Here is a 25,248-nt window from a genome sequence, read left to right on the forward strand (position 1 = left end):
CGCGGCGCGCGGCCTTTCCCGGCGGATCAGCGCGGGGTGTGCCGGACCCGCCACCGGCCGCGCGCCATCCACCCCGCGGCGCGCGGCCTTTCCGGGCGGATCAGCGCGAGGTGTGCCGGACCCGCCACAGGGCCAGCGCGCCGGCGAGCGCGGTCAGCAGCAGGTACAGCGCCGTCTCCAGGCACTGGAAGGTCCAGAAGCGCCCGTTGGGCTGGTAGGCGACGTCCAGGTGCAGGTCGCGGGCGGCCAGGCACACCGAGGAGTCGCCGAAGGTGCCAGTCGCGCCCGTCTTCGGGGCCCGCGTCAGGCAGTCGTCGAAGACCTTCGGGTCCAGGGGGCGGCCGTCGGCGGTCAGCAGCTCGCTCACCGACGTCACCCACACGCCGGGCAGCTCGATGCCCTTGAGGACCGGGGCGCTGCCCAGCGTGCCGAGGCCGTGGGCGGCGTCGATCGCCTCCACCGTCATCGGCAGGGTCGCGTGGCGGGCCGGCATCAGGTGCGGGCGGATCGCGTTGGGCATCACGAAGAGCACGACCAGCACCAGCAGGCCGGTGGCCGCCATCGCGGGCAGGGTCCGGCGCAGCAGCAGGCCCGTCACCGCGCCGAGGACCGTCGCGAACGCGGCCTGGCCGATCGGCGACAACGCCCGGGCGCCGAAGTTGACGGTGCCGAACCGGTCGCCGGCGATCGCGTCCACCGGCGACGCGGCCCAGCTCAGCAGGGCGCTCGCGGCCGCGGCGACGAGCACGGCGGCGAGGATCACCGTGCCGAGGCGCACGGCCAGCCAGCGGCGCCGGGTCACGCTCTGGTTCCAGGCCAGCCGGTGGGTGCCCGCCTCCAGCTCGCGGGCGATGAGCGGGGCGCCCCAGAACATGCCGATCAGCACCGGGACGAGGCCGAGCACGCCGGCGAGCAGGAGCAGCCGGGTGCGGTAGTCGCCGACGAGGCGGACCATCGCGGCGGCGCAGTCGCCGGTGGCCCGGCACTGCGCCGAGTACCCGTCGCGCGCGGCGCGGATGTCGAGGCCGGTGATCACGAGGTACGCCGCCAGGGCCCCCAGCACGAGGACGCCGGCGATCGCCTGGGCGCGGAACTGCCGCCAGCTCATCCAGATCATGACTCGGCCTCCCGCAGGGACGTGAGCACCAGGTCCTCCAGCGACGCGCCGTGGTTCGCGCGCAGCTCGCGCACGTCCCCGGCCAGCCGCACCCGCCCGCCGGCCAGCACGATGAGGTAGTCGCAGACCCGTTCGACGTCGGCGAGCAGGTGGGAGCTGAGGATCGCGGCGGCGCCGAGCTCGGCGACGGACTCGAGCAGGCCGCGCAGGAAGCCGTCGCGGGCCAGCGGGTCCAGGGCGGCCGCCGGCTCGTCGAGGATGAGCAGCTCGGGGCGCTTGGCCGCGGCCAGGGTCAGGGCCAGCTGGGCCCGCTGGCCGCCGGAGAGCCGCCCCGCCTTCTGGCTCAGCGGCAGCCCGGCCTGCCCGATCCGGTGCCGCGCCAGGGCATCGTCCCAGCCGGGGTTCATCCGCGCGCCCATGCGCAGGTGCTCGGCGACGGTCAGGCCGCCGTAGACGGGCGCGTCCTGCGCCACGAACCCGACCCGCGCCAGGTGCGCCGCGCCGGCCGCGGGCCGGGCGCCGAGCACCGTCAGCGTCCCCGCGCTCGGCTCGATGAGCCCGCACGCCAGTTGCAGCAGCGTCGACTTCCCGGCGCCGTTGGGCCCGACCAGCCCGATGATCCGCCGCGCCGGGACGTCGAGGTCGACGCCGCGCAGCGCGCTGCGGCGGCCGTAGCGCTTGTCCAGCGCGGCCGCCCGCAGTACCGCAGGAGATTTCGCCATGCGTCGAATCCTCGGCGGCGGCGAGCGCCCGGACATCGTGCCGGAGCAGGGGCGCGATCGTGCTTTCGGCCGGTTCGCGGCGGCCGCCCTCACCGCCCGGGCCGTCGCCGGGGCGCGTACCTGGTGCCCGACGAGGGCGGCCGTCGTGGCGGCGACGTGGGCGAAGGCGCTGCCGGACGCAATGGGTTCCCTGCCGTCACCGTCGTCAACGCGACCGCCTGGGTGCCCGGGCTCGCCGCCGGCGTCGTGGCGCGGGTCAGCGGTACCAGCGGCGCAGGCGGCGCAGCGTCTCCGCGCCGCCGAGCTCCGCGGGCGGGGCCGGGAGCTGACGCAGCAGCAGATCGCGCTCGGTGACGTGCGACGGGGGCGGGCCGGTCAGCGGGACCGGGGACAGCCAGAAGCGCTCGATCTCCACGTCCGGCTCGGCGAGGTCGGCCAGCGCACCGGCCGTACCGATGGGGGACGCAACCTCGGCGAGGGCCGGCTCGGGCTCGTCCGCCTCGGCGGGACCGCCGCCGCGCAGGGTGCGCAGCGCGGCCAGCAGGTCGGCCCGGGACCGGCCGCGCCAGAGCAGGATGTCGAACGGGTCGGCGTCGAAGCGCTCGGCGAGCAGGAAGCACGCGGCCGCCAGGTGTTTGCACGGCACCGCCTGGTCCGGGCAGCTGCAGCGCATGCTCAGGTCGGCGAAGCGGGCCGGGAACAGCGGCGCGCCCGCGGCCAGGAACACGTCTTCGACGTGCGGCGGCAGCTCGCCGGCGAGCAGCTTGGCCGCGCCGAGCGCCTCGGCGGCCAGGGCCCGCTCGACGCCGGCCCACACCGCGTCGCCGAAGACGGCGAGGCCGATGCTCACGTCGTAGGGCCGGGGCCGCGAGCCCTGCACGCTCGCCGTCACCGTGCCGGGCGCCACGTCCAGGCGCAGCACCTGCCCGGCGCGGGCGTAGTTGCGGCCGCGGGTCAGCCGGGTGCCGAGCGCGAAGGACTCGAGCACGGCCAGGAAGCGCTTGGACCACCAGCTCTCGCCGATCGCCCCGCGCGTGCTGCGGGCCCGGATGCCGCCCTCGACGCGCACGGTCCGGGACCCCCAGTACTCCGGCGTCGTCACGCCGGCGTCTCCGCTGCGCTCCGGCACCGGCGTGAGGACCGGCGGCGCCCCCGGCGAGCGGCCACCCCGGCGCGCTGCGTACCGCTCACCGCAGACGCTCCAGCCCGGCGGCGACCCGGCGCGGGGTGAACTCCACGACGGTGTACTCCGCCAGCCCGAGCCGGCGGAACGGGTCCTGCTCGAGGCGGGCCTCCAGCTCGGAGCGCTCCAGCCCGGTGGCCAGGATCACGCCGCCCTCGCGGGGCACCATGGCGCCGGAGGCGACGAACACGCCCGCGTCGTACTGCCCGTCGACCCAGTCGGTGTGGGCCTGGCGGGCCTCGTCGATCCGGTCGAGCCCGGCGGTGTACCGCAGCGTGATGACGAACATGCCGGGAGTCTACCCAGCCCGGGACCGCCGCCCCGACCAGCGCGCGCGCAGCGCCAGGCCGGTCGCGACCACCAGCAGGGCCGCGCCGTAGCCGATCCGCTGCGCGGTCGCCGTGGACAGGCCGAGATCGCCGGCGAACTGGGGGAGGTACGCGGCCGCGGCGACGGTGAGCCACTCGGCCGGGGCCCCGTACGCCACGAGCATGACCAGCAGCAGCGCGTACCACGGGTAGGCGGGGGCGGCCACGAGCAGCGTCACCGCGACCATCGCGGCCGCGGCCCGCCACGGCCGGTCCGGGTCGGCGCGCCGCCACACCAGCACCGCGGCCGCGGCGAGGATCAGGACGGCCGCCGGCGCGGTGAGCGCTTGGGGCAGGACCAGGCCGAGCAGGGCGAAGCGCGCGCCGTCGGCGTAGCCCTCCTCGTGCAGGTAGCCGGGCAGGTACCCGAGCACCGCGGGCCCGACGGCGAGCACGTGGGGCAGGTAGACGGCCGCGACCGCGCCGGCCGCGGACGCGAGCGCGACGAGCGGGCGGCGCCGCGACAGGGCCGGGACCAGCAGGGCCGGGGTGAGCTTGGTGGCGATCGCCAGCCCCAGCACCGCGCCCGCGCGGGCGTTCGAGCCGCGGGCGGCGAGCAGCAGCGCGAGGGCGGCCAGGAACACCGCGGCCGCGTCGGCGTGCGCGTTGTTGCCGGCCTCCAGGGCCACGAGCGGGCACCAGGCCCACAGCACCGCGCGGCGCGGGTCGCGGCCGAGGGACGCCAGCGCGAACCACAGCAGCGCGCCCGTCGCGGCGGCGAGGGCGGCCATCGCCAGCTGGAAGGCGCCGACCCGGGCCGGGAGCGCGGCGAAGAGGGCCTCCGCCACCGGCGGGTAGATGGTCGGCACGGCCGGGCGGTTGATGAGGGTGCAGCCGTCGGGCACGCACCAGGGCGCGCCCGGGTGCCACAGGGTGTCGTCGCGCAGGGGGCGCAGTTGCGGGGCGGCGGGCGGGTGGCGGTACGGGTCGATGCCGGCGCGCTGCACGCGGCCGTCCCAGAGGTAGCGGTACACGTCGTCGCTGCTGTTCGGCGGGTGGGCGGCCGCGGCGAGGGGCAGCAGGGCGCCGCCGAGCAGCACGAGGACCAGCGCGGCCCGGCGGCCGGTGCGCGCGACGAGCCAGGCGCCCGCCGCGAAGGGGATCCAGGCCAGCAGGTACCAGCGGCCGGGCAGCAGCAGCGCGCCGAGCAGCAGGGCCAGGGCGGCCGCGGCGGCGACGGTCCGCTTCACGGCTTCCGGCGCCGCCCACGCGCCCGGCGCGCGGCGGTCCAGGCGGCCGCGCTCAGCCCGGTGAGCGCGAGCAGGATCAGCAGGCCGCGGCCGTAGTGCTGGGGGAACGCGGAGGGGTTGTCGGCGATGCGGCCCGCGCCGATGACGAACGGGAGCGCGACCGCGCTCAGGGCCGCCCCGACCGCGAGGGCGGCCTGGACCGGGCGCCGGGCCGGCTCGGGCACGAACCGCGTGGTCAGGGCGGCGGTGGCGAGCACCAGCGGTACGACCACGAAGTCGTGCGCCACGAGCGCGGCCGCGGCGAAGACGAGCCGGCCCCACAGCTCGTGGCCGGGCGCGTCGAGCCAGCCGGCGACCCCGTAGCCGAGCAGGGCCAGGCCGGCCAGGGCGAGGAGCACCCTCATGCGATCACCCGCCCGACCCACTTGGTCTGCAGCACGCCGGGCCGGTTCGGGGCGATGAGCCGGCACGGGTAGCCGTGGTCGAGGTGCAGCGGCTCCCCGCCGAGGCGCAGCGCGAGCAGGGTCAGCGGGTCGCGGGCCGGGCCGGGTTCGAGGACCGACGCGCGGTAGGGCCCGCCGGCCTGCAGCGACTCGACGGTGACCGGCCGGTCCGTCCCGGCCGCGCCGACGAGCCGCAGCAGGTCGGCCACGCGCACCCCGGACCAGACGGCGCCCGCGCTCCAGCCCTCGACGCACGCGATCGGCAGCTCGGCCTCGGCCTGGGGCAGGGCGAGCAGGTCGGCGAGGCTCAGCGCGTGGCGGCCGGCGGGGCCGGTGACGAGCAGGCGGTAGGACTCGCCGACCCGCACGATCCCGGCCGCGGCGGCGGTCTTGTTCACCGGCACGCCCTGCGGCCCGACGCCGGGCAGCCGCGGGGCGAGCAGCGAGACGCGGCGCAGCGGGGCCACGGTCTGCCCCGCGGTCGCGAGCGTGATCGCCCCGGCCGCGGTGCCGGTGAGCGCCAGCACGCCGCGCCGCGTCCAGCCGCCGTCGCCGGCCGGCTCGGTCCGCCGGGCGTCGCGGATCACCGGGAGCTTCGCGGCCAGGTGCAGCAGCAGCGCTCCGGCGAGGATCCACGCGGTCCAGTAGTGGGCGGCGATGAAGCCGAAGGGCATGAGCGAGTACCAGTACGCGATGTTGAGCACCCCCGTCACGAGCTCGAAGACGGCCGCGGCCGACAGCAGGCCGACCGCCCCGCGCTCCAGGGCGTGCCCGAGGCCGCGCACCGGCGGCCAGGCGAAGAGCTTCGGGAAGACCGACCAGATCTTGGCGGTCAGCAGCGGTACCGCCGCCAGCCCGCTCGCCACGTGCAGGCCCTGGGTGATGCGGTACAGCTGCACGGGCCGCGCCGGCCAGTGCCACCAGCCCGGCGGGTGCTGGACGTAGTGGCTCAGCACCCCGGTGACGAGGCAGATCGTGAACGCGATGCCCAGCCAGGCCCCGAGGTGCACGGTCAGCCGGGGGCCGCGCACGCCGCCCGGCCGGGTCAGCCACGCAGGCGGGCGAACCATCGGCCGGCCTCCGTCCACGTCTCGACCAGATCCAGCGCGGCGGCCGCGGCCGGCGCGGCGAGGTCGTCGGCGGCCACGAACGCCCACGCGAACGGGGCGCTCGTGCGGCCGCCGCGGCGCTCGTCGGCCAGCGCGACCGGGCCGCTCCAGCTGCCCGCGCCCGGCGGGTCGACCTCCACGAGCACCGTCCCGCCCGGGCCGACCAGCCGGCGGCAGCGGCGCAGGAGCCGGACCGGGTCGCCGCCGATGCCGATGTTGCCGTCGGCGAGCAGGGCGCCGGGCCAGCCGCCCTCGCCCGGCAGCGGGCGGAACAGGTCCTGGCACAGCACGGGGGCGCCGTGGCGGCGGGCGTAGCGCACCGCCTGCGGGCTCACGTCGACGCCCAGCACCCGCCGCCCGCCGGCGACGAGGGCGGCGGTGAGCCGCCCCGGCCCGCAGCCGAGGTCCACGGTCCCGTCCGGGCACCGGGCCACGAGCGCGCCGTCGCCCGGCCGCGCCTCCCCGTGCCACGCGTGCGGGTCCAGCGCCCGCACGGCCGCGCCGTCGGGCCCGACGAGCCGCAGCGCGGCCGGCTCGCCGCGCTCGGCCCGCCGCAGCGCCGCCCCGAACACCGCCACGGGCGCCGTCACCGGGCCCCCTCGGCGACGAGCAGCGCGCGGGCGAACCGGCCACCGGGTGCCGCCCGCGCCGCCGCGAACGCGTCGGGCGCGGTGTCCACGTCCCGCAGCGTCGCGGTGGTGGACACGGCCAGGCCCCGGGCCCGCAGCGCCTCGAGCGTCCGCTCGCCGGTGTCCGCCGCGGACATCGGCACGTCCGCGAGCACCTCCGCCGCGGCGGGGTCGCGCAGGCCGAGCAGCCACCAGCCGCCGTCCTCGGCCGGGCCGAGCACGGCGTCCGCGCTCGCCAGCCGCCCGGCGGCGGCGACGAGGTGGGCGACCCGCAGCTGCGGGGTGTCCATGCCGACGAGGATGGTGGCGATGCCGGGGCGGGCGGTGTCGGCGTACGCCGCCGCGAGCCGCGCCCCGAGCCCGGCACCGCGCTGCGGCACCCGGCCCCAGCCGTGCGGCGCGGCCAGGTCGCCGTCGACGACCAGGGTGCGGGCCACCGCCGGGGTGGCGCTCAGCACGTCCGCGGTGTCGGCGATCGCCGCGGCGGCGAGGGACGCGGCCTGCTCGGGCGTCCACGGTGGACACAGGCGCGTCTTGACCCGCCCCGGCACCGGCGTCTTGGCCAGCAGCAGCACCTGCACGTTCACGACGCGAGCACCCGGGACATGTCGCGCACGGCGCGCAGGGTGCCGCGGACGGTGCCGGTCACCTTCGAGCGGCCACCGGCGGCGCGGGGCGCGTAGTCCACGTCGACCTCGGCGATCCGCCAGCCCGCGGCCGCGGCCCGGACCATCATCTCCAGCGGGTAGCCGAAGCGGCGGTCGGTCAGGCCGAGCGCGAGCAGCGCGTCGCGGCGGGCGGCCCGCATCGGGCCGAGGTCGTGCACGGGGATGCCGGCGGTGCGCCGCAGGCGCCACGCGACCACCGCGTTGCCGGCGCGGCCGTGCAGCGGCCAGGCGCCGCGGGTGGTGGGCGGCGGCGGCCGAGCAGCAGGTCGTGCGCGCCGGCGGCGACCGGGCCGGCGACCCGGGGCAGCTGGCGGGGGTCGAACGAGCCGTCGGCGTCCATGAAGCACACGACGTCCGCGGTGGCGGCGCAGAGCCCGGCGTGGGCCGCCGCGCCGAAGCCGCGCGGGGCGGCGGGCACGACCGTCGCGCCGTGGGCCGCGGCGATCTGCGGGGAGCCGTCGGCGGAGCCGTTGTCGGCCACGATCGCGCGGAAACCGGCCGGCATCCGGGACAGCACCCACGGCAGCGCGGCCGCCTCGTTGAGGCAGGGCAGGACGACATCGATCACGGGCATGGTCCGGACGGTACCGATGATCTTGGGGGCGAGGTCTTACGAGACGCTGACAGACCATTACGAACCGCGAACGCGGGCCACCGCCGTGCCGGGGCCGCCGTAGCGTCGGGGCATGCGCATCCTCGTCACCGGCGGCGCCGGGTTCATCGGCACCCACGTCGTCGCCGCGCTGCGGGCGGCCGGCCACGACGTCACCGTCCTGGACCTGCTGCACCCCAAGGCCCACCGCACCGCGCCGGAGGGCGGGCCGTTGCTGCGCGCGGACGTGCGCGACGCGGCCGCGGTCGCCGGGGCGCTGGCCGGCGTCGACGTCGTGGTGCACCAGGCCGCGCTGGTGGGCATGGGCGTGGACCTGGCGGACCTGCCGGAGTACGCCGGCTGCAACGACCTCGGCACCGCGGTGCTGCTGGCCGGGATGGCCCGGGCCGGCGTGCTCCGGCTGGTGCTGGCCAGCTCGATGGTGGTCTACGGCGAGGGTGCGTACGCCTGCCCGCGCCACGGCGCGACGGAGCCCGCCGAGCGCACGCCCGCCGACCTGGCCGCCGGGCGGTTCGAGGCGCGCTGCCCGGCCTGCGGCGCGGCGCTCGAGCCGGGCGAGGTCGACGAGGACGCCGCGCTGCGCCCGCGCAGCGTGTACGCGGCGACGAAGACGGCCCAGGAACACCTCGCCGCGGCGTGGGCGGCCGGCGCGGGCGGGGCCGTGGCCGCCCTGCGCTACCACAACGTCTACGGCCCCGGCATGCCCCGCGACACGCCCTACAGCGGCGTGGCGGCGATCTTCCGCTCGGCGCTGCAGGCCGGGCGGGCGCCGCGCGTGTTCGAGGACGGCGGGCAGCGCCGCGACTTCGTCCACGTCACCGACGTCGCCGCGGCCAACCTGGCGGCCGTGGACGCCACCGGGCGGGCGGGCTTCCGGGCGTACAACATCGCCTCGGGGCGGCCCACGACGGTCGGCGACCTGGCCGCGGGCCTGGCCGCCGCGACCGGCGGCCCCGAGCCGGTCGTGACCGGCGAGTTCCGGGCCGGGGACGTGCGCCACGTCGTCGCCTCCGCGGCCCGGGCCCGGCGCGAGCTGGGCTTCACGGCCGCGATCGGGCTCGCGGAGGGCCTGCGCGAGTTCGCGACCGCCGCGCTGCGCGCCTGAAACCCCGTCGCCGCCCGCGGTATTCCGAGTCGTACGACACGGCGCGCGACGGCGCCCCGGGGCCTAGCGTGTCCTTCCATGAGGATCGTGTTGACCGGGGGAACCGGGTACATCGGGTCGGCCGTGGTGCGGGAGCTCGTCGCCGCCGGGCACGCCGTCACCGCGCTGGTGCGCAGCGACGAGGCCGCGGACAAGGCGCGCAAGCACGGGGCCGAGCCGGCCGTCGGGGACCTGTTCGACGCTGGCTGGACCGCGGCCCGCTTCGCCGAGGGCGACGCCGCCGCGCACATCGCGGCCACCGGCGGGCCCGACACCGTCGAGTTCGACCAGGCGATCGTCGCCGCGGCGATGCGGGCGGGGACGCCGTACGTCCACACGAGCGGCATCTGGCTCTGGGGCGACAACCCCGACATCACCGAGGACTCGCCGCTCGCCCCGCCGGCCCTGACCGCGTGGCGGGTGCCGGTCGAGCGGTCCGTCCTGGAGGCGGACCAGCCCACGAGCATCGTGGCGCCCGGCATCGTCTACGGCCGCGGCGGCGGCATCCCGGCCGGCGTGCTCGCGCCCGCCCGCGACGAGCGGGGCAGGGTCCGGCTCGTCGGCGACGGCTCCCAGCACTGGACGAGCGTCCACGTGGACGACGTCGCGGTCGTGTACCGCCTGGTCCTCGAGCGCGGCTCCGGCCTCGGCCGGCTGGTCGTCGCCTCCGGCGTGAACCCGACCGTGCGGGAGCTGGCCGAGGCGGCCGCGGGCGGGGCCGGCGTCGCGCCGGAGACGGCCGGCGAGTCCCGCGCGCGGCTCGGTGAGCAGTTCGCGGACGCGCTGCTGCTCGACCAGCAGGCCTCCGGCGCGAAGGCCCGCGAGCTCGGCTGGACGCCGAGCGGCCCGTCGCTGGTCGAGGAGCTGCGCGCGGGCTAGGCGGGCAGCAGCGACGCGTCGGCCTCGGTCAGCGCGAGCACGTCGCTGGTCAGCGGCTGGTACACCCGCCGGAGCAGGGCCGGGTCGCAGGCGCTGGCCACGGTGGCGAAGACCGCCCGGGCCAGGCGCTCGGCCTCCTCGGGCGCCACCGCGGCGCGCGCGGACACGTCGGCGAGAAAGTCCAGGTGGACCTCCTGGTCGTACAGGTGCTGGAAGGACCACAGCGGCTCGGCCAGGGTCGGCGGCAACTCGGCGGCCAGGTGGTGGACCCAGCCGTCCGGCAGCCGGGTGGCCAGGGCGTGCAGCACGCCGCGCAGGGCCCGGCGCGCGCGCTCGGGATCGGTGATGCCGGTCTTGTCGCGTACCTCCGCGATGAACACGTCTTCGTACATGCCGCGAACGCTGCCCGCCGCGGAGGTGAGCGGCCATCACTCGGGCGGGACGGGCGGGACGTGAATGTGGTCATCCCGTCCGGGTGGGACCGGGTCACCCGGTGCTCGCCCAGCATGGCGGGGTACAGGCAGCCCGCTTCCCTGGGAGGCTCACCATGACACTGCTGGTCACCCGTCCCCGCCGGTCGCTGGCCATGTATCCGGCGCTGGGCCTGCCCGTGACGAGCGGCGCGCCCGTCGACATCGAGGAGACGAGCGAGGCGTTCCGCATCGACCTGGACCTGCCCGGGGTGGCCCCCGGCGACGTGGAGATCGAGCTGCGCGACAGCGAGCTGCGGGTCTACGGCTCGATCCGGGAGCCCGAGCGCACCGGCACGCTGCGCCACCACGCGCGGCGGACGGGCGAGTTCGAGTACCTGGTGGCCCTGCCCGGCGACATCGACGCCGACGCGGTCGCGGCCGACCTGGAGGGCGGGGTGCTCACGATCATCGCGCCCAAGACCGCCGGACGGCAGGCCCGCCGCATCGCGATCCACGGCCGCGAGGGGCGCGGCGAGGGGCGCTCGGAGGTGCGGCCCGGCGTGCCGGACACCCCGGCCGCGCACGCGAAGCAGATGAAGGAGGGCCAGGCGCGTCCCGGCCCGGCGAGCCAGCAGGTCGGCTCCACGGGCGTGGGCAGCACCGGGCAGGTCGGCCGGAGCGCGACGGCCTGAGGCGCGGCCGCGGCGCGGGGACGGCCGTCGTGGCCGCCGCGACCCGCGACCCGTACGAGGTGCTCGGCGTGCCCCGGGGGGCCGGGCGGGAGGAGATCCAGCGCGCGTACCGGCGCCTGGCCCGCCGCCACCACCCGGACGTCAGCACCGAACCGGGCGCGGAGGAGCGGTTCAAGGAGATCAGCGCGGCGTACCGCTGGCTCGTCGCCCGGGCCCGGACCCGCGGGCGCGGCGACGTCGACCTCTCCAGTTGGCTCTTCCGCGGCGCACGCGGAGCCGACCTGCGGGCCGAGGTCACCGTCGGCGTCGAGGTCGCCTACACCGGGGGCCGGCGGCGGGTGACCGTGGCCGGGCCGGCGGGGCGGCCACGGCAGTACGACGTGCACGTCCCACCCGGCGTGGCCGACGGGGAGCGGCTGCGGCTGCCCGGTCGCGGCGAGCCCGGCGTGCGCGGGGGCGTCGCGGGGGATCTGCTGCTCGAGGTACACCTGGCGCCCCATCCTCGATTGCGGGTCGCCGGGCGGGACGTCCGGGTCGCGGTGCCCATCAGCCCGTGGGAGGCGGCCCTCGGCGCCGTGGTCCCCGTCGGCCTGCCCGGCGGCGACGTGCGGCTGGAGGTGCCGGCCGGCTCGTCGTCCGGCCGGCGCGTGCGGCTGCGCGGGCACGGGCTGCCCAACCCCCGCGGCGCGCCCGGTGACCTGTTCGCGGAGCTGCGCATCGTCGTGCCGGAGCACCTCACCCCGGGTGAGCGCGCCCTGTTCGGCTCGCTGGCCCGCGAGTCGCCGTTCGACCCCCGAGACGAATCAGCCTGAGAGAGGGGATCCCATGCTCAAGAGGGAAGCCTGGCTGCTGGGCATCCGCGGCGTCCTCGCCGTCGTGTTCGGCATCCTCGCGGTCATCTGGCCCGGCGTGACGGTGATCGCGCTGGCCCTGCTGTTCGGCGTCTTCGCCATCGTGACCGGCATCGAGCAGATCGTGCACGCGATCCGCCCGGCGCCGGGGCCGTCGAACCCGGTCACCGGGTTCGCGGACGGCACCGGCCCGCGGGTGGCCCGCGGCGTGGCCGGGCTCGTCGGGCTGGTCCTCGGCGTGCTCGCGATCGCCTGGCCCGGGGTCACCGCGGTGGCGCTCGCCATCCTGGTCGGCATCTGGGCGGTCGTCACGGGCCTGGCGGACCTGTGGCTCGCGACCCGCCAGCACGGCGGCTGGTCGATGGCCCTCATCGGCGCCCTGGCGATCGTGGCCGGCCTGTTCATCATGGTCCGCCCGGCCGCGGGGGCGCTGGCCATCGCCTGGGCCATCGGGGTGTACGCGATCGTGAGCGGCGTGCTGCTGATCGTGGCCGCGTACCAGCTGCTGCACCAGGGCACGGGCCGGGGCCGGATGGCGGCCGCGCACTGACCGTCGCCGCGTGGTGTCAGCCGGCGGGGCCGCGCGCCGTGCGCGGGGCCCCGGCCCGGAACGGTGGATGTCCACAGTGGACCCGTGCCCCCGCGGGCCGGCCTCAGACCGACTGCAGCCCGTGCAGGCGTGCGAAGAGGCCGCCCCGGGCGAGCAGGTCGGCATGGGTCCCGAGCTCCGCCAGCCGCCCACCGGCCAGCACGGCGATCCGGTCGGCGTTGCGGATCGTGGCGAGGCGGTGCGCGACGACGAACGTGGTGCGCCCGCGCATGAGCCGCGCCAGGGCCTCCTGCACCAGAGCCTCGGACTCGCTGTCCAGGGCCGAGGTCGCCTCGTCCAGCAGCAGCACCCGCGGGTCGCGCACGAGCGCCCGGGCGATCGCGAGCCGCTGCCGCTGCCCGCCGGAGAGCAGCGCGCCGCGCTCGCCCACCATCGTGTCCCAGCCGTGCGGGAGGTCCTCCACGAAGCCCAGCGCGTTGGCGTCGCGCAGGGCCCGCGTGACGGTCCGCTCATCCAGGTCGCGGCGGCCGTACGTCACGTTCTCCCAGATCGTCCCGTCGAACAGGACGGGCTCCTGCGGTACGACCGAGACGAACCTCCGATAGGTCCGCAGGTCGATCTCCTCCATGTCCCGCCCGTCGAGGCGGACCCGGCCCTCGCTCGGCCGGATGAACCCGATGAGCAGGTTCAGCATCGTCGACTTGCCGGAGCCGGACGGCCCCACGAACGCGATCGTCTCGCCCGCGGCCACGGCGAGGTCGATGCCGGTCAGCGCCGGGCCGCCCGACTCCGGGTACCGGTAGCCGACGCCCTCCAGCACGATCTCGCCGCGCACCGCGCCGACGCGCTCCTTGCCCTCGTTGCGCTCCAGGTCGGGCGCGCAGAGCACCTCGCCGATCGAGCGGATCGACTCGAGGCCCTTGGTCACGATGGGGGCGAGGCCGAAGAGGCCGATGACGGAGCTGGTGAGCACCGCGAAGTACGTGCTGAGCAGCACCACGTCGCCCGCGCTCACCGGCGCGACGCCCGTCCACGCGGCCCAGCCCGCGCCGACCAGGCAGGCCGCGCCGAGCAGTTGGTAGGTCACCCAGGACATCGCGCCGAACCGCCCGTTGACCATGTCCAGGCGCAGCCCCGCGGTGCGGACGTCCTCGACGGTGCCGCGCAGCCGGTGCACGGCCTCCTGCTCCAGCGCGTGGGCGCGGGTGATCGGCATGAGGTGGGCCATCTCGTCCACGCGCGCGGAGAGCTCCTCGACCCGCCGCCGGAACTCCGCGTTGCGCGCCCCGGACCGGCGGCGCACCATCGCCACCAGCGCCGCGGTGCACGGCACGACCAGCAGGAACAGCGGCACGAACTGCGGCACCCGCATCGCGGTCAGCGTGAGCGCGCCGAGCAGGGTGAGGATCGCGGAGGTACCGGAGGCCGCCACCTGCTGCAGCATCAGCTCGACGTTCTCCACGTCGCGCACCAGCTTGGTCTGCAGCAGGCTCCCGCCCGCGCGGGCGTGGAACGCGATCGACAGCTGCTGCAGCCGCCCGGCGAGCTCGGAGCGCAGGTCGGTGCCGAGGTGGCGCACGATGAGGCTCATCTGGCGCACCCACAGCATGTGCATCGGGATGTTCTGCAGCAGGATCACGGCGAGCACGGCGGCGTTGAGCCACAGCTGCGCGATCGGCCGGTGCTGCACCACGACGTCGATGATGTTGGCGGTGAGCAGGGGCAGCAGCCAGATGGGGCTGTCCTTGACGGCGAACGCGAGCGTGGCCAGGAGCAGTCGCCACTTGCCGGGCGCGAGCAGGCGCATGGTCGTGCGCACCGGACGGCGGCCGTCGAAGTCCATGCGGGTCATTCTTTTCGGTGCTCCGGGGCGTCCGGAAGTCGTGCCGGACGTCGGCCGCGTCACACCCGAAAGCGGGGCGAAAATCCGCGTACCGGCGTTGTAGCCTGCACGTCATGACGCAGCCACCGTATGGAACCCCCAATCCGTATGGGCAGCCGGACCCCTACGGTCAGCAGCAGCCGTACGGTCAGCAGCCGTCGCCCTACGGCCAGCCGCCGGTGCCCTATGGACAGTCCGATCCGTACGGCCAGCCCGCCCTGCCGCCCCCGATGTCCGCGCCCCCCGCGTCGGGCGTGCCGGCCTCGGGCCAGCCCTACGGCACCGCCTACCAGCTGCCGCCGGTCTCGGGCGCCCCGGCCTCGGGCGGCGCGTACGACCCCTACGGCCAGGCCGCCGGATACCCGCAGGCCGCCTACGGCCAGCCCGCGGCCTACCCGGTCGCCGTGGCGGCCTACGACCCGCTGACCGGCCAGCCCTACTCCGACAAGAGCAAGCTCGTCGGCGGCCTGCTGCAGCTGCTGCCGGGCCTGTTCTTCTGCCTCGGCGGCATCGGGCGGCTCTACGCGGGCAACATCGCGCTCGGCGTGACCCAGCTCGTGCTGAGTGTCGTGGTCGGCTGGACGTCGATCGTCTGCGGCTGGCTGCTGTTCTTCGTTCCGTGGCTGGCGGCCGTCGGCCTGTGGCTGTGGTTCGTCATCGACGGGATCATGATGCTGGCCGGGCGCCCGGTCGACGGCCAGGGCCGCCCGCTGCGCCCGAACTGAGCACCGCCGCACGACCCCACGCCGGGGCCGCGCCTGGGGCGCGACCCCGGCTTCGTCGTGTCCGGCCCAGCGGCGGCGGATCGGCAGCGGCGGATCGGCGGCGGGTCAGGGGCGCACGCCGCGGATCGAGGCGTCGAGGACCTCGGCGGTGTGGGCCAGGCGGATCGAGGCGCCGGCTCGCCTGACCGCGGCCGCGATCTGCATCAGGCAGCCCGGGTTGGCGGTGACGAGCAGCGACGCCCCCGTCGAGAGCACGTCGCGCGCCTTGCGGTCGCCCAGCTCCGCGGCCGGGCCGGGGTTCAGCACGTTCCAGATGCCGGCCGAGCCGCAGCAGATCTCCGCGTCCGGGATCTCGCGCAGGTCCAGGCCCGGGACGGCGCGCAGCAGCGCCCGCGGCTGGGCGCGCACGCCCTGGGCGTGGGCCAGGTGGCAGGCGTCGTGGTACGCGGCGGTCACCGGCACCGGATGCCGGGGCGCGACCGGGCCGAGCTCCACCAGAAACTCCGACAGGTCCCGGGTCCGCGAGGCCAGCTCCCCGTGCTCCTTGAGCGACGAGCCGCACCCGGCCGCGTTCACCACCAGCGCGTCGACGCCGGCGAACACGCGGTCGAGGCCCGCCGAGAACCGGTCGGCCTCGGCGGTGCGGCCGCTGTGCCGGCTCAGCGCCCCGCAGCAGCCCTGCTCCGGCGGGATCACCACCTCGCAGCCCTCGGCGGCCAGCACCCGGGCGGTCGCGGCGTTCACGCCGGGGAAGAACGCCTGCTGCACGCAGCCGGTGAGCATGCCGACCCGCGCGCGGCGGCGGCCCAGCGCCGGGACGACCGCGGGGAGGCGGACCGACCGGCGTGCCGGGGGAGCCAGGTCCAGCAGCGTGCGCAGGGTCGCGGGCAGGGTGTCCCGCAAGGGGGTGCCCAGTCGGCGGTACGCCGTCAGGGGCGCCTTCGCCGCCTCCAGCCGACGCCGGTACGGGAACAGGGCGAAGACGGCCGCCCGCAGGGCCCGGCCCGCGGGCGGGCGCACCTGCTCGACCATCGCGCGGGTCTCGGTGATCAGCCTGTCGTACTGGACCCCGGACGGGCACGCGGTCACGCACGCCATGCAGCCCAGGCACGCGTCGAAGTGCCCGGTCATGGCGGGCGTCAGCGGCTCTCCCTCGGTCTGCTGGAGCATGAGCTGGATGCGCCCGCGCGGCGAGTCCATCTCCTCGCCCCACAGCACGTAGGTCGGGCAGGTCGGCAGGCAGAACCCGCAGTGCACGCAGTCACCGATGAGATCCCGCCGCTCGTCGCTCATCAGATGCCCCCGACGAACCGGCCGGGCGCGAGCGTGCCGGCCGGGTCGAACTGTTCCTTGACCCGGCGCATGAGGTCGAGCCCGTCGACGTGGCCCCAGACGTCGACCCGCGCGCGGACCGGCGGCGGGGCGGTCAGCACCACGCAGTGCCCGGCCCCGGCCCGGGTCGCGGCGCGCAGGTCGCTGATCACCCCGGCCACGACGCCGGGGTCGGTGTCGCCGGGCAGCCCCGCGTAGAGCACCCCGGTGCCGGCCGAGCCGCGCACGCGCACCGGCACGTCGTGCAGGCGCGCGGTGACGCCGGCCGCGGTGAGCAGGTACGGCACCCGCGACAACGCGCAGGTGAGCTTGATCCCGACGTCGCCCGGCGCCCACGGGTAGGAGCCCCAGCACGGCGGCGGCGACTCGGCCTGCTCGGTCTCCTCACCGAGCAGCTTGCGCAGGTCGGCGGCGCGCCGCTCGACGCCCACCGGCACCCCCTCGACGAGCGCGGTCACCGTGAGCGGGCCGTCCCCGGCGGCCATGTCGACCTCCAGCGCGCTCGGCACCACCTGCGCGGCCAGCACGGACGCCACCGCCCGGCCGGCCTCGTCGGGCCCGGCCACGCGGGCCGAGACGTAGCGGGCCGCGGCGGGCAGCGGGTGCAGGCGGAAGGCGCACTCGGTGATGACGCCGAGGGTGCCGTACGAGCCGGCGACGAGCTTGCCGAGGTCGTAGCCGGCGACGTTCTTGACGACCTTGCCGCCGGCCTTGGCCACGACCCCGTCGGCGCGCACCACGGTGACGCCGATGAGCAGGTCGCGGACGGTGCCGTAGAGCATGCGGCGCGGGCCGGACGCGTTCACCGCGACGGTGCCGCCCACGGTCGCGCCCGGCAGCGGCTCGTCGAGGGCCAGCTGCTGCCCGGCCGGGCGCAGGGCCTCCTGCACCTCGCGCAGCGGCGTCCCGGCGCGCACGATCGCCACCAGGTCCCCGGCCGCGTGCTCGACCAGGCCGCACACCCCGCGCAGCTCCACGATCAGGTCGAGCCGCTGCGGCGGCAGCGCCCAGTCCTGCCGCGTGCCGGCCCCGCGCACCACGAGCGCGAGCTCGTCGGCGGCCGCGCCGCGCACGACGTCGGCCACCTCCGCGGTCGAGGCCGGCTCGGCCACCGCGGCCGCGGGGACCCCGGCGATCTCATCGACGACCGTCACGTCAGAACACCTCCACGCCCGCGTCGTGCCAGGGGTTCGGTCCTTTGCGCCGGCCGGGCACCTCGCCGCACAGCCGCGGGGTCGGGAACACCTTGCCCGGGTTCGCCAGGCCCCGCGGGTCGAACGCGCACCGCAGCAGCTGCATGGTGTCGAGGTCGGCCTCGGTGTACATCCTCGGCAGGTGCTTCGCCTTGTCCACGCCGACCCCGTGCTCGCCGGTGATCGACCCGCCGTGCTCGACGCAGATGTCCAGGATCGCCCCGGACACCGTCTCGGCCCGCTCGGCCTGCCCGGCCACCGCCTCGTCGAAGAGCACGAGCGGATGCAGGTTGCCGTCGCCGGCGTGGAAGACGTTCGCGACCCGCACGCCGTGCTCCCGGGCCAGCTCGCCGATGCGCCTGAGCACCTGCGGCAGCGCGGTGCGGGGGATGACCCCGTCCTGCACGATGTAGTCGGGGGAGATGCGCCCGACGGCGGCGAACGCGGACTTGCGGCCCTTCCAGAACAGCGCCCGCTCGGCGTCGTCGGCGGCGATGCGGATCTCGAACGCGCCGTGCGCCCGGCAGAACTCCTCGACCGCGGCGAACTGGGCCTCGACCTCGGCCGCGGGGCCGTCGAGCTCGACGATGAGCACCGCGCCCGCCCCGGCGGGGTAGCCGCAGTGCACCGCGGCCTCGGCCGCCTCGATCGCCAGCGCGTCCATCATCTCCACGGCCGCGGGCACCACGCCGGCCGCGATGATCGCCGAGGTCGCCGCGCCCGCCGCGTCCGGGCCGGGGAACGCGGCCAGCAGGGTGCGCACGGTCTCGGGCAGGCGCACCAGCCGTACCGTCACCTCGGTGGCGATCCCGAGCGTCCCCTCCGAGCCGACGAACGCGCCGAGCAGGTCGTAGCCGGGCGCGTCGGGAGCCCGCCCGCCCAGCCGCACCAGCTCCCCGTCGGGCGTCACGATCTGCACGCCGGTGACGTGGTTCGCCGTGAAGCCGTACTTCAGGCAGTGCGCCCCGCCCGAGTTCTCCGCCACGTTGCCGCCGATCGAGCAGATCTGCTGGCTGGAGGGGTCGGGGGCGTAGTAGTACCCGTGCGGCGTGGCGGCCTTGGAGACCTGCAGGTTGATCACGCCGGGCTCGAGCACGGCCCGCTCGTCCTGGGTCGCGACCTCGCGGATGGCGCGCAGCTGGGAGGTCACGATGAGCGCGCCGTCGGCGTGCGGCAGCGCGCCGCCGGACAGGCCGGTGCCGGAGCCGCGGGCCACGAACGGCACCCCGTGCGCGACGCAGGCCCGGACCACGGCCGCGCACTCCTCGGCGGTGCGCGGCAGCAGCACGATCGCCGGCACGACCCGGTAGTGGGCCAGCCCGTCGCACTCGTACGTCCGCAACCGGGCCCGATCGGTGATGATCTGATCGGCCCGCAGCAGCTCCCGCACGGCGTCGGTGAGCCCATCGACGCTCATGGCGCCACCTCCGCTTCGCTCCGGCGTCGCCATGCGTTGTCCTGCGCTGCCTGATTCGCGGCTCCTCCGCTGCGCTCCGGACCGCTCATGGCATCCGTTCGTACGCCGGAATCGTCAGGAAGTCCACAAATTCGTCGGCCACCGCCACCTCCATGAACAACTCGCGCGCCGCGCTCAGGTCGCCGCCGAGCCCGGCCAGCTCCTCGTCCGCGATCCGCTCGACCAGCTCGCGGGTCACCAGGTCCCCGGTGTCGTCGAGCGTGACGCCGTTGTGCAGCCACTGCCACACCTGCGAGCGGGAGATCTCCGCCGTCGCCGCGTCCTCCATGAGGTTGTTGATCGCGACGGCGCCGTTGCCCCGCAGCCACGCGGCGAGGTACTGCACGCCGACGCTCACCGCGCTGCGCAGCCCGGCCTCCGTGCGCCGCCCGGGCGTGGCCGCGACGTTGAGCAGGTCGGCCTCGGTGACGCTCACGTCCTCGCGGAGCCGGTCGAGCTGGTTGGGCCGATCCCGCAGCACGCCGTCGAAGATCTCGCGGCAGACCGGGACGAGATCGGGGTGCGCGACCCAGGAGCCGTCGAAGCCGTCGCCGGCCTCACGGGTCTTGTCCGCGGAAACTTTCTCGAACGCGGCCCGGTTCACGGCGGCGTCGCGGCGGCTCGGGATGAAGGCCGCCATCCCGCCGATCGCGTGCGCGCCGCGCTTGTGACAGGTGCGCACGAGCAGTTCGGTGTACGCCCGCATGAACGGCACCGTCATCGTCACCGAGTTGCGGTCGGGCAGCAGGAAGTCGCGGCCGCGCGTGCGGAACTTCTTGATGACGCTGAACATGTAGTCCCAGCGGCCCGCGTTCAGCCCGGCGGAGTGCTCGCGCAGCTCGTAGAGGATCTCCTCCATCTCGAAGGCGGCCGGGAAGGTCTCGATCAGCACCGTGGCCCGGATCGTGCCGGCCGGGCGGCCGAAGCGCTCCTCGGTGTGGGCGAACACCTCGTTCCACAGCCGGGCCTCGAGGTGCGACTCCATCTTGGGCAGGTAGTAGTACGGCCTGGTGGCGAGGTGGTTGTGGAAGAAGTAGAGCCCGAAGTCGGTCAGCGAGCCCGACGTGGGCCGCCCGTCGACCAGGATGTGCTTCTCCGGCAGGTGCCAGCCGCGGGGGCGCACCACGATCGTCGGCCGGGGGCCGTCCGTCAGCCGGTAGTCCCTGCCCTCCGGCGACGTGAACGCCAGCGTGCCGGCCACCGCGTCGCGCAGGTTGAGCTGGCCCCGGATCACGTTGTCCCACAGCGGCGTGTTGGCGTCCTCGTGGTCGGCCAGCCACACCTTCGCGCCCGAGTTCAGGGCGTTGATGGTCATCTTCGCGTCGGTCGGCCCGGTGATCTCGACCCGCCGGTCGATCAGGCCGGGCGCCGGCTCCGCCACCCGCCACTCGGCCTCCCGCACGCCGAGGGTCTCGGGCAGGAAGCCCAGTGTGCCCCCGGCCTGCAGCGCCGCCTCGCGCTCCTTGCGCAGCGCGAGCAGCTCCAGCCGGCGCGCGTCGAAGCGGCGGTGCAGATCTGCCAGGAAACTCAGAGCCTCCTCGGTCAGGATCTCAGCGAAGCGATCGCCGATCGGTCCGGTAATCTCGACGCCCGTAGCGTTGCCCATACGACCGACCTTAGGCCATATCGCGGCCTACCCCGGTGCGTGCCGCGAGGCGTGTGGTATGGGAAGCTTCGCCGAACGAAACTCAGGTCCGTCTGTGTGCGGGGCCGTCCACCAGGGGAGTCGACGAATCGTGAGCGATCGGGGCAGGAACCGCCGCCCGGCAAGGTCGACCAAGTCCACCCCGCCGAAGGCGGATGCGGTCGAGGCGGAGGAGACGACCGCGGCGGACGACGTGGCTTCGGTCGAATCGGACACTGTGGACACCGATGACAATGTGGACTCGGTGGACACCGCGGACACTGCGGACACTGCGGACACCGCGGACTCTGCGGACGAACCGGACGCCGTGGACGACGACTCGGAGTCCGCGGGGTCCGACGAGGACGGCGGCGAGGCCGAGGAGGCGGAGAAGAAGCCGGCCAAGAGCAAGGGCCCGGCCCCGCTGACGAGGGCCGAGAAGCGCGCCGCCGCGCGGGTCGCCGCCGCGAAGTCGGCCCGCCGCCGCCGCATCGGGCAGGCCATCGCCGGCACCGTGATCGTCCTGCTCGCCATCGGCGGCGCGTTCGCCGGCGTGTGGTATTTCGGCGACCGCGCCGAGCAGCAGAAGACGGAGTGCAAGAAGCCGGACCAGAGCGCCTACCCGCCGTTGCTCGGCGGCTTCGACAAGCGCCTGGCCGACGAGCCCAAGACCGAGGCGGGCACGGAGCAGAGCGTCGGCGTGCGCACGGTCAAGACCCTGATCCAGGGCAAGTGCAAGACCGTCAAGGCCGGCGACACCGTCGTGGTCAACTACGTGGGCCTGACCTACAAGGACGGCAAGGTCTTCGACTCGTCCTGGCAGCACAAGCAGACCTTCCCGGTGCAGGTCGGCATGCTCGAGCAGGGCCAGCAGGCCCAGGTCATCGAGGGCTGGGACCGCGGCCTCGTGGGCCTGAAGGTCGGCAGCCGGGTCATCCTGGACATCCCGGTCAAGGAGGCCTACAACAACGCCGACGGGTATCCCAAGGGCGACCTGCGCTTCTACGTCGACATCCTGGACATCCAGGCCGCCGACAGCAGCGGCGGCCTGCAGGTCCCGGGCAACTAGCCCGGCCCCACGCGCGCACAGGGCGGCCCCGGCACACCGGGGCCGCCCTTCGTCGTTCGCGGGGTGCCGCGGTGGTTCAGGGGCGGGTGGCCACCCGGCGCAGGCGCTCCACCACGCCGGGGTGGGGCCACTCCCGCAGGCGGTAGCGCTCCGGGTCCAGGCCCGGCTCCGGCTCCAGGTCGACCTCCCGCGCCACCGCGTCCCAGGCCACGAAGAACGGGTCGGCGCCGTCGGACGGGAACGCGACGTAGTCGGCCCGGGGCAGCAGCGTGTCCACGCCCTCGGCCCAGCTCGCCACCGTGAAGACCGTCCCGTCCGGGCGCTGCGCGCTCGTGCACGAGGCCACGAACGCGTCGGACTCCAGGTGGGCGGCCTGGGCGGCGTACTCCGAGGCCGCGAGGATCACCTCGGTGCGGTGCGTGACGCCGTACATCGGGTGCCCCGCCGGCACCAGGAAGGGCACCACGGCGCCGGTGTCGTCGACCGTGAGCGCCATCGGGGAGATCGGGCGGGCCGCGTCGCGGTACTCCTGCTCGGCGAGCTCGAACACCTTGCCCAGCGTCTCCGGGGTGTCCTCGGACCCGCGGCCGACGAGCAGCATCCCCGTCGTGTCCGCGACGAAGGCGAGCGGCACCCCGCCGAGCCGGGAGCGCTGGGCGGCCAGCCAGCCGTCGACGAACAGGTGCGAGGCCCAGTACGCGTCGCCGTCCTCGACCATCCGGATCAGCGGGCGCGGCCCGGGGGCCGTGTCCGTCCCGCTGCCGGCCCGCGCGATGGCGGCCATGTTGCGCCGCGCCCGGTCGAACACCGTGCCCTCGGTGACGCCCCAGTCGCCCAGCTGCCGGTCCGTCACGTACATCACCGACGTCGGCTGGTCCACGACCACGAACTCGGCCAGGTACGCCCACGCCGGCCGGCGCAGCGGCCGCGGCGCGGAGGCGGGCATCCCGGTGCCGAACGTGACCGTGCGCAGCAGCGGCCGCAGCAGCGGGGCGACCTCCTCCCAGCTGTTCGGCGCGCCCGGGTTGAACACGACGGCGCTGAGGAACGACGCGATGCGCTCGCGGCGCTCGGCCCGGCCGGCCCGCTCGCACTCGCGGTAGATGTTGCCGAGGTAGGCGACGGCCGGCTGGGCCTGGGCCGAGTCGCGGCGGACCTCGATGGCGAACTGGTCGGGCAGGTACCGCGCCGAGACCACGCCGGCGTCGCGCATCGCGGTGAGCACCCGGCGGGCGAAGCGCTGCTGTGGCGTGCCGCGGAGCCGGTCGAGCATCCCCATGTGGCCGTACGGTACCGGATCACCGTGAAGGGTTTGGACCCGGCGGATCCGGCAAGCCATACCCTATGGCGAAGCAACCGACCGTCGGCGAGGCGATCATCGCGCGGCTGGCCACCTGGGGTGTCGACACCGTGTTCGGCCTGCCCGGCGACGGCATCAACGGGCTCATGGAGGGCCTGCGGCGCAACGCGGACCGGGTGCGGTTCGTGCTCGTGCACCACGAGGAGGCCGCCGCCTTCATGGCCGTCGCGCACGCCAAGGCGACCGGGCGGCTGGGCGTGTGCCTGGCGACGTCGGGTCCGGGCGGGATCCACCTCGCCAACGGGCTCTACGACGCCAAACTCGACCACGCCCCCGTGCTGGCGATCACCGGCATGCAGGAGTCCGGGGTGCTCGGCACCGGCTATCAGCAGGAAGTACACCTGGATCGGCTCTTCGAGGACGTGGCCGAGTACAACGAGCCGATCGTCAACCCCGCCCAGGCGCCCGCGCTCGTCGACATCGCCGTGCGTACCGCCCTGGCCCGCCGCGGGGTGGCCCACCTGACCGTGCCCAACGACGTGCAGGTCGCGACCGCGGGCGACAACCCGTTCGAGGAGGTCGGCCCGGTCCGCGCGCCGGCCACGTCCCCGGTCTGGGTCCCGCCCCCGGTCCGCCCCGCCGACGACGACCTGCAGGCCGCCGCGGACCTGCTCAACGTGGCCGAGCGCCCGGCGATCCTGGCCGGCATCGGGGCGCGGGGCGCCGGGGCGCTGGTCGAGCTGACCGCGGACGTGCTCGGCGCGCCCATCGTGAAGTCGCTCATGGGCAAGATGGTCGTGCCCGACGACTCCCAGTTCGCGCTCGGCGGGCTCGGGCTGCTCGGCACCGCGCCGAGCGAGGACCTCATGACCGAGTGCGACACGCTGCTCATGGTCGGCACCAACTTCCCCTACACGAAGTTCCTGCCCGAGCCCGGCCAGGCCCACGTGATCCAGATCGAGGCCGAGGCGGCCCGCGCCGGGACCCGCATCCCGACCGACGTGCCGCTCGTCGGTGACGCCGCCGCCACCCTGGAGTCGCTGCTGCCCCGGCTGCAGCGGCGCACCGATCGGCGGCATCTGCGGCGGTACCAGCAGAAGATGCACGACTGGCGGGAGGGCCTGGCCGCCCTGGAGAGCGCGGAGCGGGACCCGATCGCGCCGCAGTACCTGGCCGCGGCCCTGGACCGGGCGGCCGCCCACGACGCGATCCTGTGCTGCGACTCGGGCACCGTGGCCACCTGGGCCGCCCGGCACTGGCAGATCGTCGGGGGCCGCGAGTTCTACCTGTCGGGCACGCTCGCCACCATGGCCCCGGGGCTGCCCTACGCGATCGCGCTGCAGCACGAGTACCCCGGCCGCCAGTGCATCGCCTTCGTCGGCGACGGCGGGTTCGCGATGCTGATGGCGGAGTTCCACACCGCCGCGCGGTACGGCCTGCCGGTCAAGGTGGTCATCAACAACAACAACGCGCTCGGCATGATCGTGTGGGAGCAGATGGTGCTCGGCCTGCCCGAGTACGGCGTGCGCTTCGGCGACCCCGCGCCCGACTACGCGGCCTGGGCCCGCGGCTGCGGCGGCTTCGGCGCCCGCGTGACCTCGCCCGGCGCGCTGGAGGAGACCCTGCGCGACGCGCTCGCGTTCGCCGGCCCGGCCGTGGTCGACGTCGCCGTGGACCCGAACGAGCCGCCGATGCCGGCGAAGGTGACGTACCAGCAGGCGGTCCGCTTCGCCGAGTCGTTCCTGCGCGGCCAGCCCCACCGCGCCGCCATCGCGACCACGATCCTCAAGGACAAGATCACTCAGCTGAAGGGATGACCTCGTGATGCGTGCCCAGCCCCGCGGCGCCCGCGGCACCTTCGGGCACCCGTACTCCGCCCTGAACCTCCGCCTCGCCCTGGCCGTGTTCGGCTTGCTCACCTGCGCGGTGCTGGGCGCCCTGGCCCTGGCCGCCGGCCTCACCTGGCTCGGCGTGATCCTGCTCGTGCTCGCGGCGAGCGCCCTGGTCGACGCGGTCGTGGTCGAGCTGCGGCGGCGGGCCCGGGTCCGCGAGGGCGGCGGCCGCGGCTCCCTCTTCGAGTAGCCCTAAGTCGAGGA

General features: G+C 75.8%; 24 protein-coding genes and 2 pseudogenes. 9 read left to right on the forward strand and 17 right to left on the reverse strand.

Features of this window, described 5'->3' with window-relative positions:
• Nucleotides 1–100: 100 nt before the first annotated feature.
• The 10 genes and pseudogenes from ACQP1P_RS10520 to ACQP1P_RS10565 form a co-directional block, all read right to left on the reverse strand.
• Complete coding sequence (locus ACQP1P_RS10520) at nucleotides 101–1,117, reverse strand: ABC transporter permease subunit (protein WP_433085430.1); 1,017 nt, start codon at nucleotides 1,115–1,117, stop codon at nucleotides 101–103.
• Nucleotides 1,118–1,167: 50 nt separating this feature from the next.
• Nucleotides 1,168–1,839 (reverse strand): annotated as a pseudogene (locus tag ACQP1P_RS10525) (ABC transporter ATP-binding protein); the annotation flags it as partial.
• A gap of 256 nt (nucleotides 1,840–2,095) precedes the next feature.
• Complete coding sequence (locus ACQP1P_RS10530; protein WP_433085432.1) at nucleotides 2,096–2,941, reverse strand: SWIM zinc finger family protein; 846 nt, start codon at nucleotides 2,939–2,941, stop codon at nucleotides 2,096–2,098.
• A gap of 85 nt (nucleotides 2,942–3,026) precedes the next feature.
• Nucleotides 3,027–3,311 carry a YciI family protein gene (locus ACQP1P_RS10535; protein WP_433085434.1) on the reverse strand — a complete coding sequence of 95 codons (285 nt, stop codon included), beginning with the start codon at nucleotides 3,309–3,311 and terminating at the stop codon, nucleotides 3,027–3,029.
• Between the two features lie 9 nt (nucleotides 3,312–3,320).
• The gene (locus ACQP1P_RS10540) at nucleotides 3,321–4,580 is read right to left on the reverse strand and encodes a glycosyltransferase 87 family protein (protein WP_433085436.1); all 1,260 of its coding nucleotides are present in this window, start codon (nucleotides 4,578–4,580) and stop codon (nucleotides 3,321–3,323) included.
• Nucleotides 4,577–4,984: a hypothetical protein gene (locus ACQP1P_RS10545; protein WP_433085438.1), complete on the reverse strand. Its 408-nt coding sequence runs from the start codon at nucleotides 4,982–4,984 to the stop codon at nucleotides 4,577–4,579. The genes ACQP1P_RS10540 and ACQP1P_RS10545 overlap by 4 nt, the downstream gene beginning before the upstream one ends.
• A complete protein-coding gene (locus tag ACQP1P_RS10550; protein WP_433085440.1) occupies nucleotides 4,981–6,093 on the reverse strand; it encodes a molybdopterin-dependent oxidoreductase in 1,113 nt (370 codons plus the stop codon). Before ACQP1P_RS10550 ends, ACQP1P_RS10545 begins: the two co-directional genes overlap by 4 nt.
• Nucleotides 6,069–6,722, reverse strand: coding sequence for a methyltransferase domain-containing protein (locus tag ACQP1P_RS10555; protein ID WP_433085442.1), 654 nt, complete (start codon nucleotides 6,720–6,722; stop codon nucleotides 6,069–6,071). Before ACQP1P_RS10555 ends, ACQP1P_RS10550 begins: the two co-directional genes overlap by 25 nt.
• A complete protein-coding gene (locus tag ACQP1P_RS10560) occupies nucleotides 6,719–7,348 on the reverse strand; it encodes a TIGR04282 family arsenosugar biosynthesis glycosyltransferase (RefSeq protein WP_433085444.1) in 630 nt (209 codons plus the stop codon). The genes ACQP1P_RS10555 and ACQP1P_RS10560 overlap by 4 nt, the downstream gene beginning before the upstream one ends.
• Nucleotides 7,345–8,003, reverse strand: a pseudogene (locus ACQP1P_RS10565) (glycosyltransferase family 2 protein). The gene ACQP1P_RS10560 and the pseudogene ACQP1P_RS10565 overlap by 4 nt, the downstream one beginning before the upstream one ends.
• A gap of 112 nt (nucleotides 8,004–8,115) precedes the next feature.
• Between ACQP1P_RS10565 and ACQP1P_RS10570 the strand changes: the two are divergent.
• Together ACQP1P_RS10570 and ACQP1P_RS10575 are read left to right on the forward strand one after the other, a co-directional pair.
• Entirely contained in the window at nucleotides 8,116–9,147 is a 1,032-nt protein-coding gene (locus ACQP1P_RS10570; RefSeq protein WP_433085446.1) for an NAD-dependent epimerase/dehydratase family protein, read from the forward strand.
• A gap of 78 nt (nucleotides 9,148–9,225) precedes the next feature.
• A complete protein-coding gene (locus ACQP1P_RS10575) occupies nucleotides 9,226–10,065 on the forward strand; it encodes an NAD-dependent epimerase/dehydratase family protein (RefSeq protein WP_433085448.1) in 840 nt (279 codons plus the stop codon).
• Here the strand turns inward: ACQP1P_RS10575 and ACQP1P_RS10580 are convergent.
• Complete coding sequence (locus ACQP1P_RS10580) at nucleotides 10,062–10,457, reverse strand: DUF2267 domain-containing protein (protein ID WP_433085450.1); 396 nt, start codon at nucleotides 10,455–10,457, stop codon at nucleotides 10,062–10,064. The genes ACQP1P_RS10575 and ACQP1P_RS10580 overlap by 4 nt on opposite strands.
• A 155-nt stretch (nucleotides 10,458–10,612) precedes the next feature.
• Between ACQP1P_RS10580 and ACQP1P_RS10585 the strand changes: the two genes are divergently transcribed.
• Genes ACQP1P_RS10585 through ACQP1P_RS10595 form a run of 3 tightly spaced genes read left to right on the forward strand, consistent with a single transcriptional unit; the run spans nucleotide 10,613 to nucleotide 12,571 of the window.
• On the forward strand, nucleotides 10,613–11,170 hold the full coding sequence (locus ACQP1P_RS10585; protein ID WP_433085452.1) for an Hsp20/alpha crystallin family protein: 558 nt from the start codon (nucleotides 10,613–10,615) through the stop codon (nucleotides 11,168–11,170).
• A 29-nt stretch (nucleotides 11,171–11,199) separates the two neighbouring features.
• Nucleotides 11,200–11,982, forward strand: a complete 783-nt coding sequence (locus ACQP1P_RS10590) for a DnaJ C-terminal domain-containing protein (RefSeq protein ID WP_433085454.1) — start codon at nucleotides 11,200–11,202, stop codon at nucleotides 11,980–11,982.
• A gap of 13 nt (nucleotides 11,983–11,995) precedes the next feature.
• A complete protein-coding gene (locus ACQP1P_RS10595; RefSeq protein WP_433085456.1) occupies nucleotides 11,996–12,571 on the forward strand; it encodes an HdeD family acid-resistance protein in 576 nt (191 codons plus the stop codon).
• Between the two features lie 103 nt (nucleotides 12,572–12,674).
• On the opposite strand, the gene ACQP1P_RS10600 is transcribed toward ACQP1P_RS10595, so the two are convergent.
• A complete protein-coding gene (locus ACQP1P_RS10600) occupies nucleotides 12,675–14,414 on the reverse strand; it encodes an ABC transporter ATP-binding protein (RefSeq protein ID WP_433085458.1) in 1,740 nt (579 codons plus the stop codon).
• Nucleotides 14,415–14,527: 113 nt separating this feature from the next.
• On the opposite strand from ACQP1P_RS10600, the gene ACQP1P_RS10605 reads away from it, so the two are divergent.
• Entirely contained in the window at nucleotides 14,528–15,178 is a 651-nt protein-coding gene (locus ACQP1P_RS10605; RefSeq protein WP_433085460.1) for a hypothetical protein, read from the forward strand.
• A 105-nt stretch (nucleotides 15,179–15,283) separates the two neighbouring features.
• On the opposite strand, the gene ACQP1P_RS10610 is transcribed toward ACQP1P_RS10605, so the two are convergent.
• The 4 genes from ACQP1P_RS10610 to aceB form a co-directional block, all read right to left on the reverse strand.
• The gene (locus ACQP1P_RS10610) at nucleotides 15,284–16,471 is read right to left on the reverse strand and encodes a (Fe-S)-binding protein (RefSeq protein WP_433085462.1); all 1,188 of its coding nucleotides are present in this window, start codon (nucleotides 16,469–16,471) and stop codon (nucleotides 15,284–15,286) included.
• A complete protein-coding gene (locus tag ACQP1P_RS10615; protein ID WP_433085464.1) occupies nucleotides 16,471–17,664 on the reverse strand; it encodes an FAD-binding oxidoreductase in 1,194 nt (397 codons plus the stop codon). The genes ACQP1P_RS10610 and ACQP1P_RS10615 overlap by 1 nt, the downstream gene beginning before the upstream one ends.
• A gap of 1 nt (nucleotide 17,665) precedes the next feature.
• On the reverse strand, nucleotides 17,666–19,120 hold the full coding sequence (locus ACQP1P_RS10620; protein ID WP_433085466.1) for an FAD-linked oxidase C-terminal domain-containing protein: 1,455 nt from the start codon (nucleotides 19,118–19,120) through the stop codon (nucleotides 17,666–17,668).
• Between the two features lie 85 nt (nucleotides 19,121–19,205).
• The gene (gene aceB, locus ACQP1P_RS10625) at nucleotides 19,206–20,765 is read right to left on the reverse strand and encodes a malate synthase A (protein WP_433085468.1); all 1,560 of its coding nucleotides are present in this window, start codon (nucleotides 20,763–20,765) and stop codon (nucleotides 19,206–19,208) included.
• 346 nt (nucleotides 20,766–21,111) lie between these two features.
• On the opposite strand from aceB, the gene ACQP1P_RS10630 reads away from it, so the two are divergent.
• Nucleotides 21,112–21,852, forward strand: coding sequence for an FKBP-type peptidyl-prolyl cis-trans isomerase (locus ACQP1P_RS10630; protein WP_433085470.1), 741 nt, complete (start codon nucleotides 21,112–21,114; stop codon nucleotides 21,850–21,852).
• 76 nt (nucleotides 21,853–21,928) lie between these two features.
• Here ACQP1P_RS10630 and ACQP1P_RS10635 read toward each other — a convergent pair whose 3' ends face one another.
• Entirely contained in the window at nucleotides 21,929–23,131 is a 1,203-nt protein-coding gene (locus ACQP1P_RS10635; RefSeq protein ID WP_433085472.1) for a hypothetical protein, read from the reverse strand.
• A gap of 65 nt (nucleotides 23,132–23,196) precedes the next feature.
• Here ACQP1P_RS10635 and ACQP1P_RS10640 point away from each other — a divergent pair, with 65 nt between their 5' ends.
• Together ACQP1P_RS10640 and ACQP1P_RS10645 are read left to right on the forward strand one after the other, a co-directional pair.
• Nucleotides 23,197–24,969 (forward strand): thiamine pyrophosphate-dependent enzyme, encoded by a 1,773-nt coding sequence (locus tag ACQP1P_RS10640; protein ID WP_433085474.1) that lies wholly within the window; start codon nucleotides 23,197–23,199, stop codon nucleotides 24,967–24,969.
• Between the two features lie 7 nt (nucleotides 24,970–24,976).
• The gene (locus ACQP1P_RS10645) at nucleotides 24,977–25,234 is read left to right on the forward strand and encodes a hypothetical protein (RefSeq protein ID WP_433089959.1); all 258 of its coding nucleotides are present in this window, start codon (nucleotides 24,977–24,979) and stop codon (nucleotides 25,232–25,234) included.
• The last annotated feature ends 14 nt before the right edge of the window (nucleotides 25,235–25,248 follow it).

Origin of the sequence: Dactylosporangium sp. CA-052675 (genome assembly GCF_050947935.1) — a bacterium.
Taxonomy (GTDB): Bacteria; Actinomycetota; Actinomycetes; order Mycobacteriales; family Micromonosporaceae; genus Dactylosporangium.

Excerpts from the sequence above, each read along its gene's own strand:
- ACQP1P_RS10520 (WP_433085430.1), bottom strand. The coding sequence starts at position 1,117 with ATGATCTGGATGAGCTGGCGGCAGTTCCGCGCCCAGGCGATCGCCGGC.
- ACQP1P_RS10535 (WP_433085434.1), bottom strand. The coding sequence starts at position 3,311 with ATGTTCGTCATCACGCTGCGGTACACCGCCGGGCTCGACCGGATCGAC.
- ACQP1P_RS10545 (WP_433085438.1), bottom strand. The coding sequence starts at position 4,984 with ATGAGGGTGCTCCTCGCCCTGGCCGGCCTGGCCCTGCTCGGCTACGGG.
- ACQP1P_RS10550 (WP_433085440.1), bottom strand. The coding sequence starts at position 6,093 with ATGGTTCGCCCGCCTGCGTGGCTGACCCGGCCGGGCGGCGTGCGCGGC.
- ACQP1P_RS10570 (WP_433085446.1), top strand. The coding sequence starts at position 8,116 with ATGCGCATCCTCGTCACCGGCGGCGCCGGGTTCATCGGCACCCACGTC.
- ACQP1P_RS10575 (WP_433085448.1), top strand. The coding sequence starts at position 9,226 with ATGAGGATCGTGTTGACCGGGGGAACCGGGTACATCGGGTCGGCCGTG.
- ACQP1P_RS10580 (WP_433085450.1), bottom strand. The coding sequence starts at position 10,457 with ATGTACGAAGACGTGTTCATCGCGGAGGTACGCGACAAGACCGGCATC.
- ACQP1P_RS10585 (WP_433085452.1), top strand. The coding sequence starts at position 10,613 with ATGACACTGCTGGTCACCCGTCCCCGCCGGTCGCTGGCCATGTATCCG.
- ACQP1P_RS10595 (WP_433085456.1), top strand. The coding sequence starts at position 11,996 with ATGCTCAAGAGGGAAGCCTGGCTGCTGGGCATCCGCGGCGTCCTCGCC.
- ACQP1P_RS10600 (WP_433085458.1), bottom strand. The coding sequence starts at position 14,414 with ATGGACTTCGACGGCCGCCGTCCGGTGCGCACGACCATGCGCCTGCTC.
- ACQP1P_RS10605 (WP_433085460.1), top strand. The coding sequence starts at position 14,528 with ATGACGCAGCCACCGTATGGAACCCCCAATCCGTATGGGCAGCCGGAC.
- ACQP1P_RS10610 (WP_433085462.1), bottom strand. The coding sequence starts at position 16,471 with ATGAGCGACGAGCGGCGGGATCTCATCGGTGACTGCGTGCACTGCGGG.
- ACQP1P_RS10620 (WP_433085466.1), bottom strand. The coding sequence starts at position 19,120 with ATGAGCGTCGATGGGCTCACCGACGCCGTGCGGGAGCTGCTGCGGGCC.
- aceB (WP_433085468.1), bottom strand. The coding sequence starts at position 20,765 with ATGGGCAACGCTACGGGCGTCGAGATTACCGGACCGATCGGCGATCGC.
- ACQP1P_RS10635 (WP_433085472.1), bottom strand. The coding sequence starts at position 23,131 with ATGGGGATGCTCGACCGGCTCCGCGGCACGCCACAGCAGCGCTTCGCC.
- ACQP1P_RS10640 (WP_433085474.1), top strand. The coding sequence starts at position 23,197 with ATGGCGAAGCAACCGACCGTCGGCGAGGCGATCATCGCGCGGCTGGCC.
- ACQP1P_RS10645 (WP_433089959.1), top strand. The coding sequence starts at position 24,977 with ATGCGTGCCCAGCCCCGCGGCGCCCGCGGCACCTTCGGGCACCCGTAC.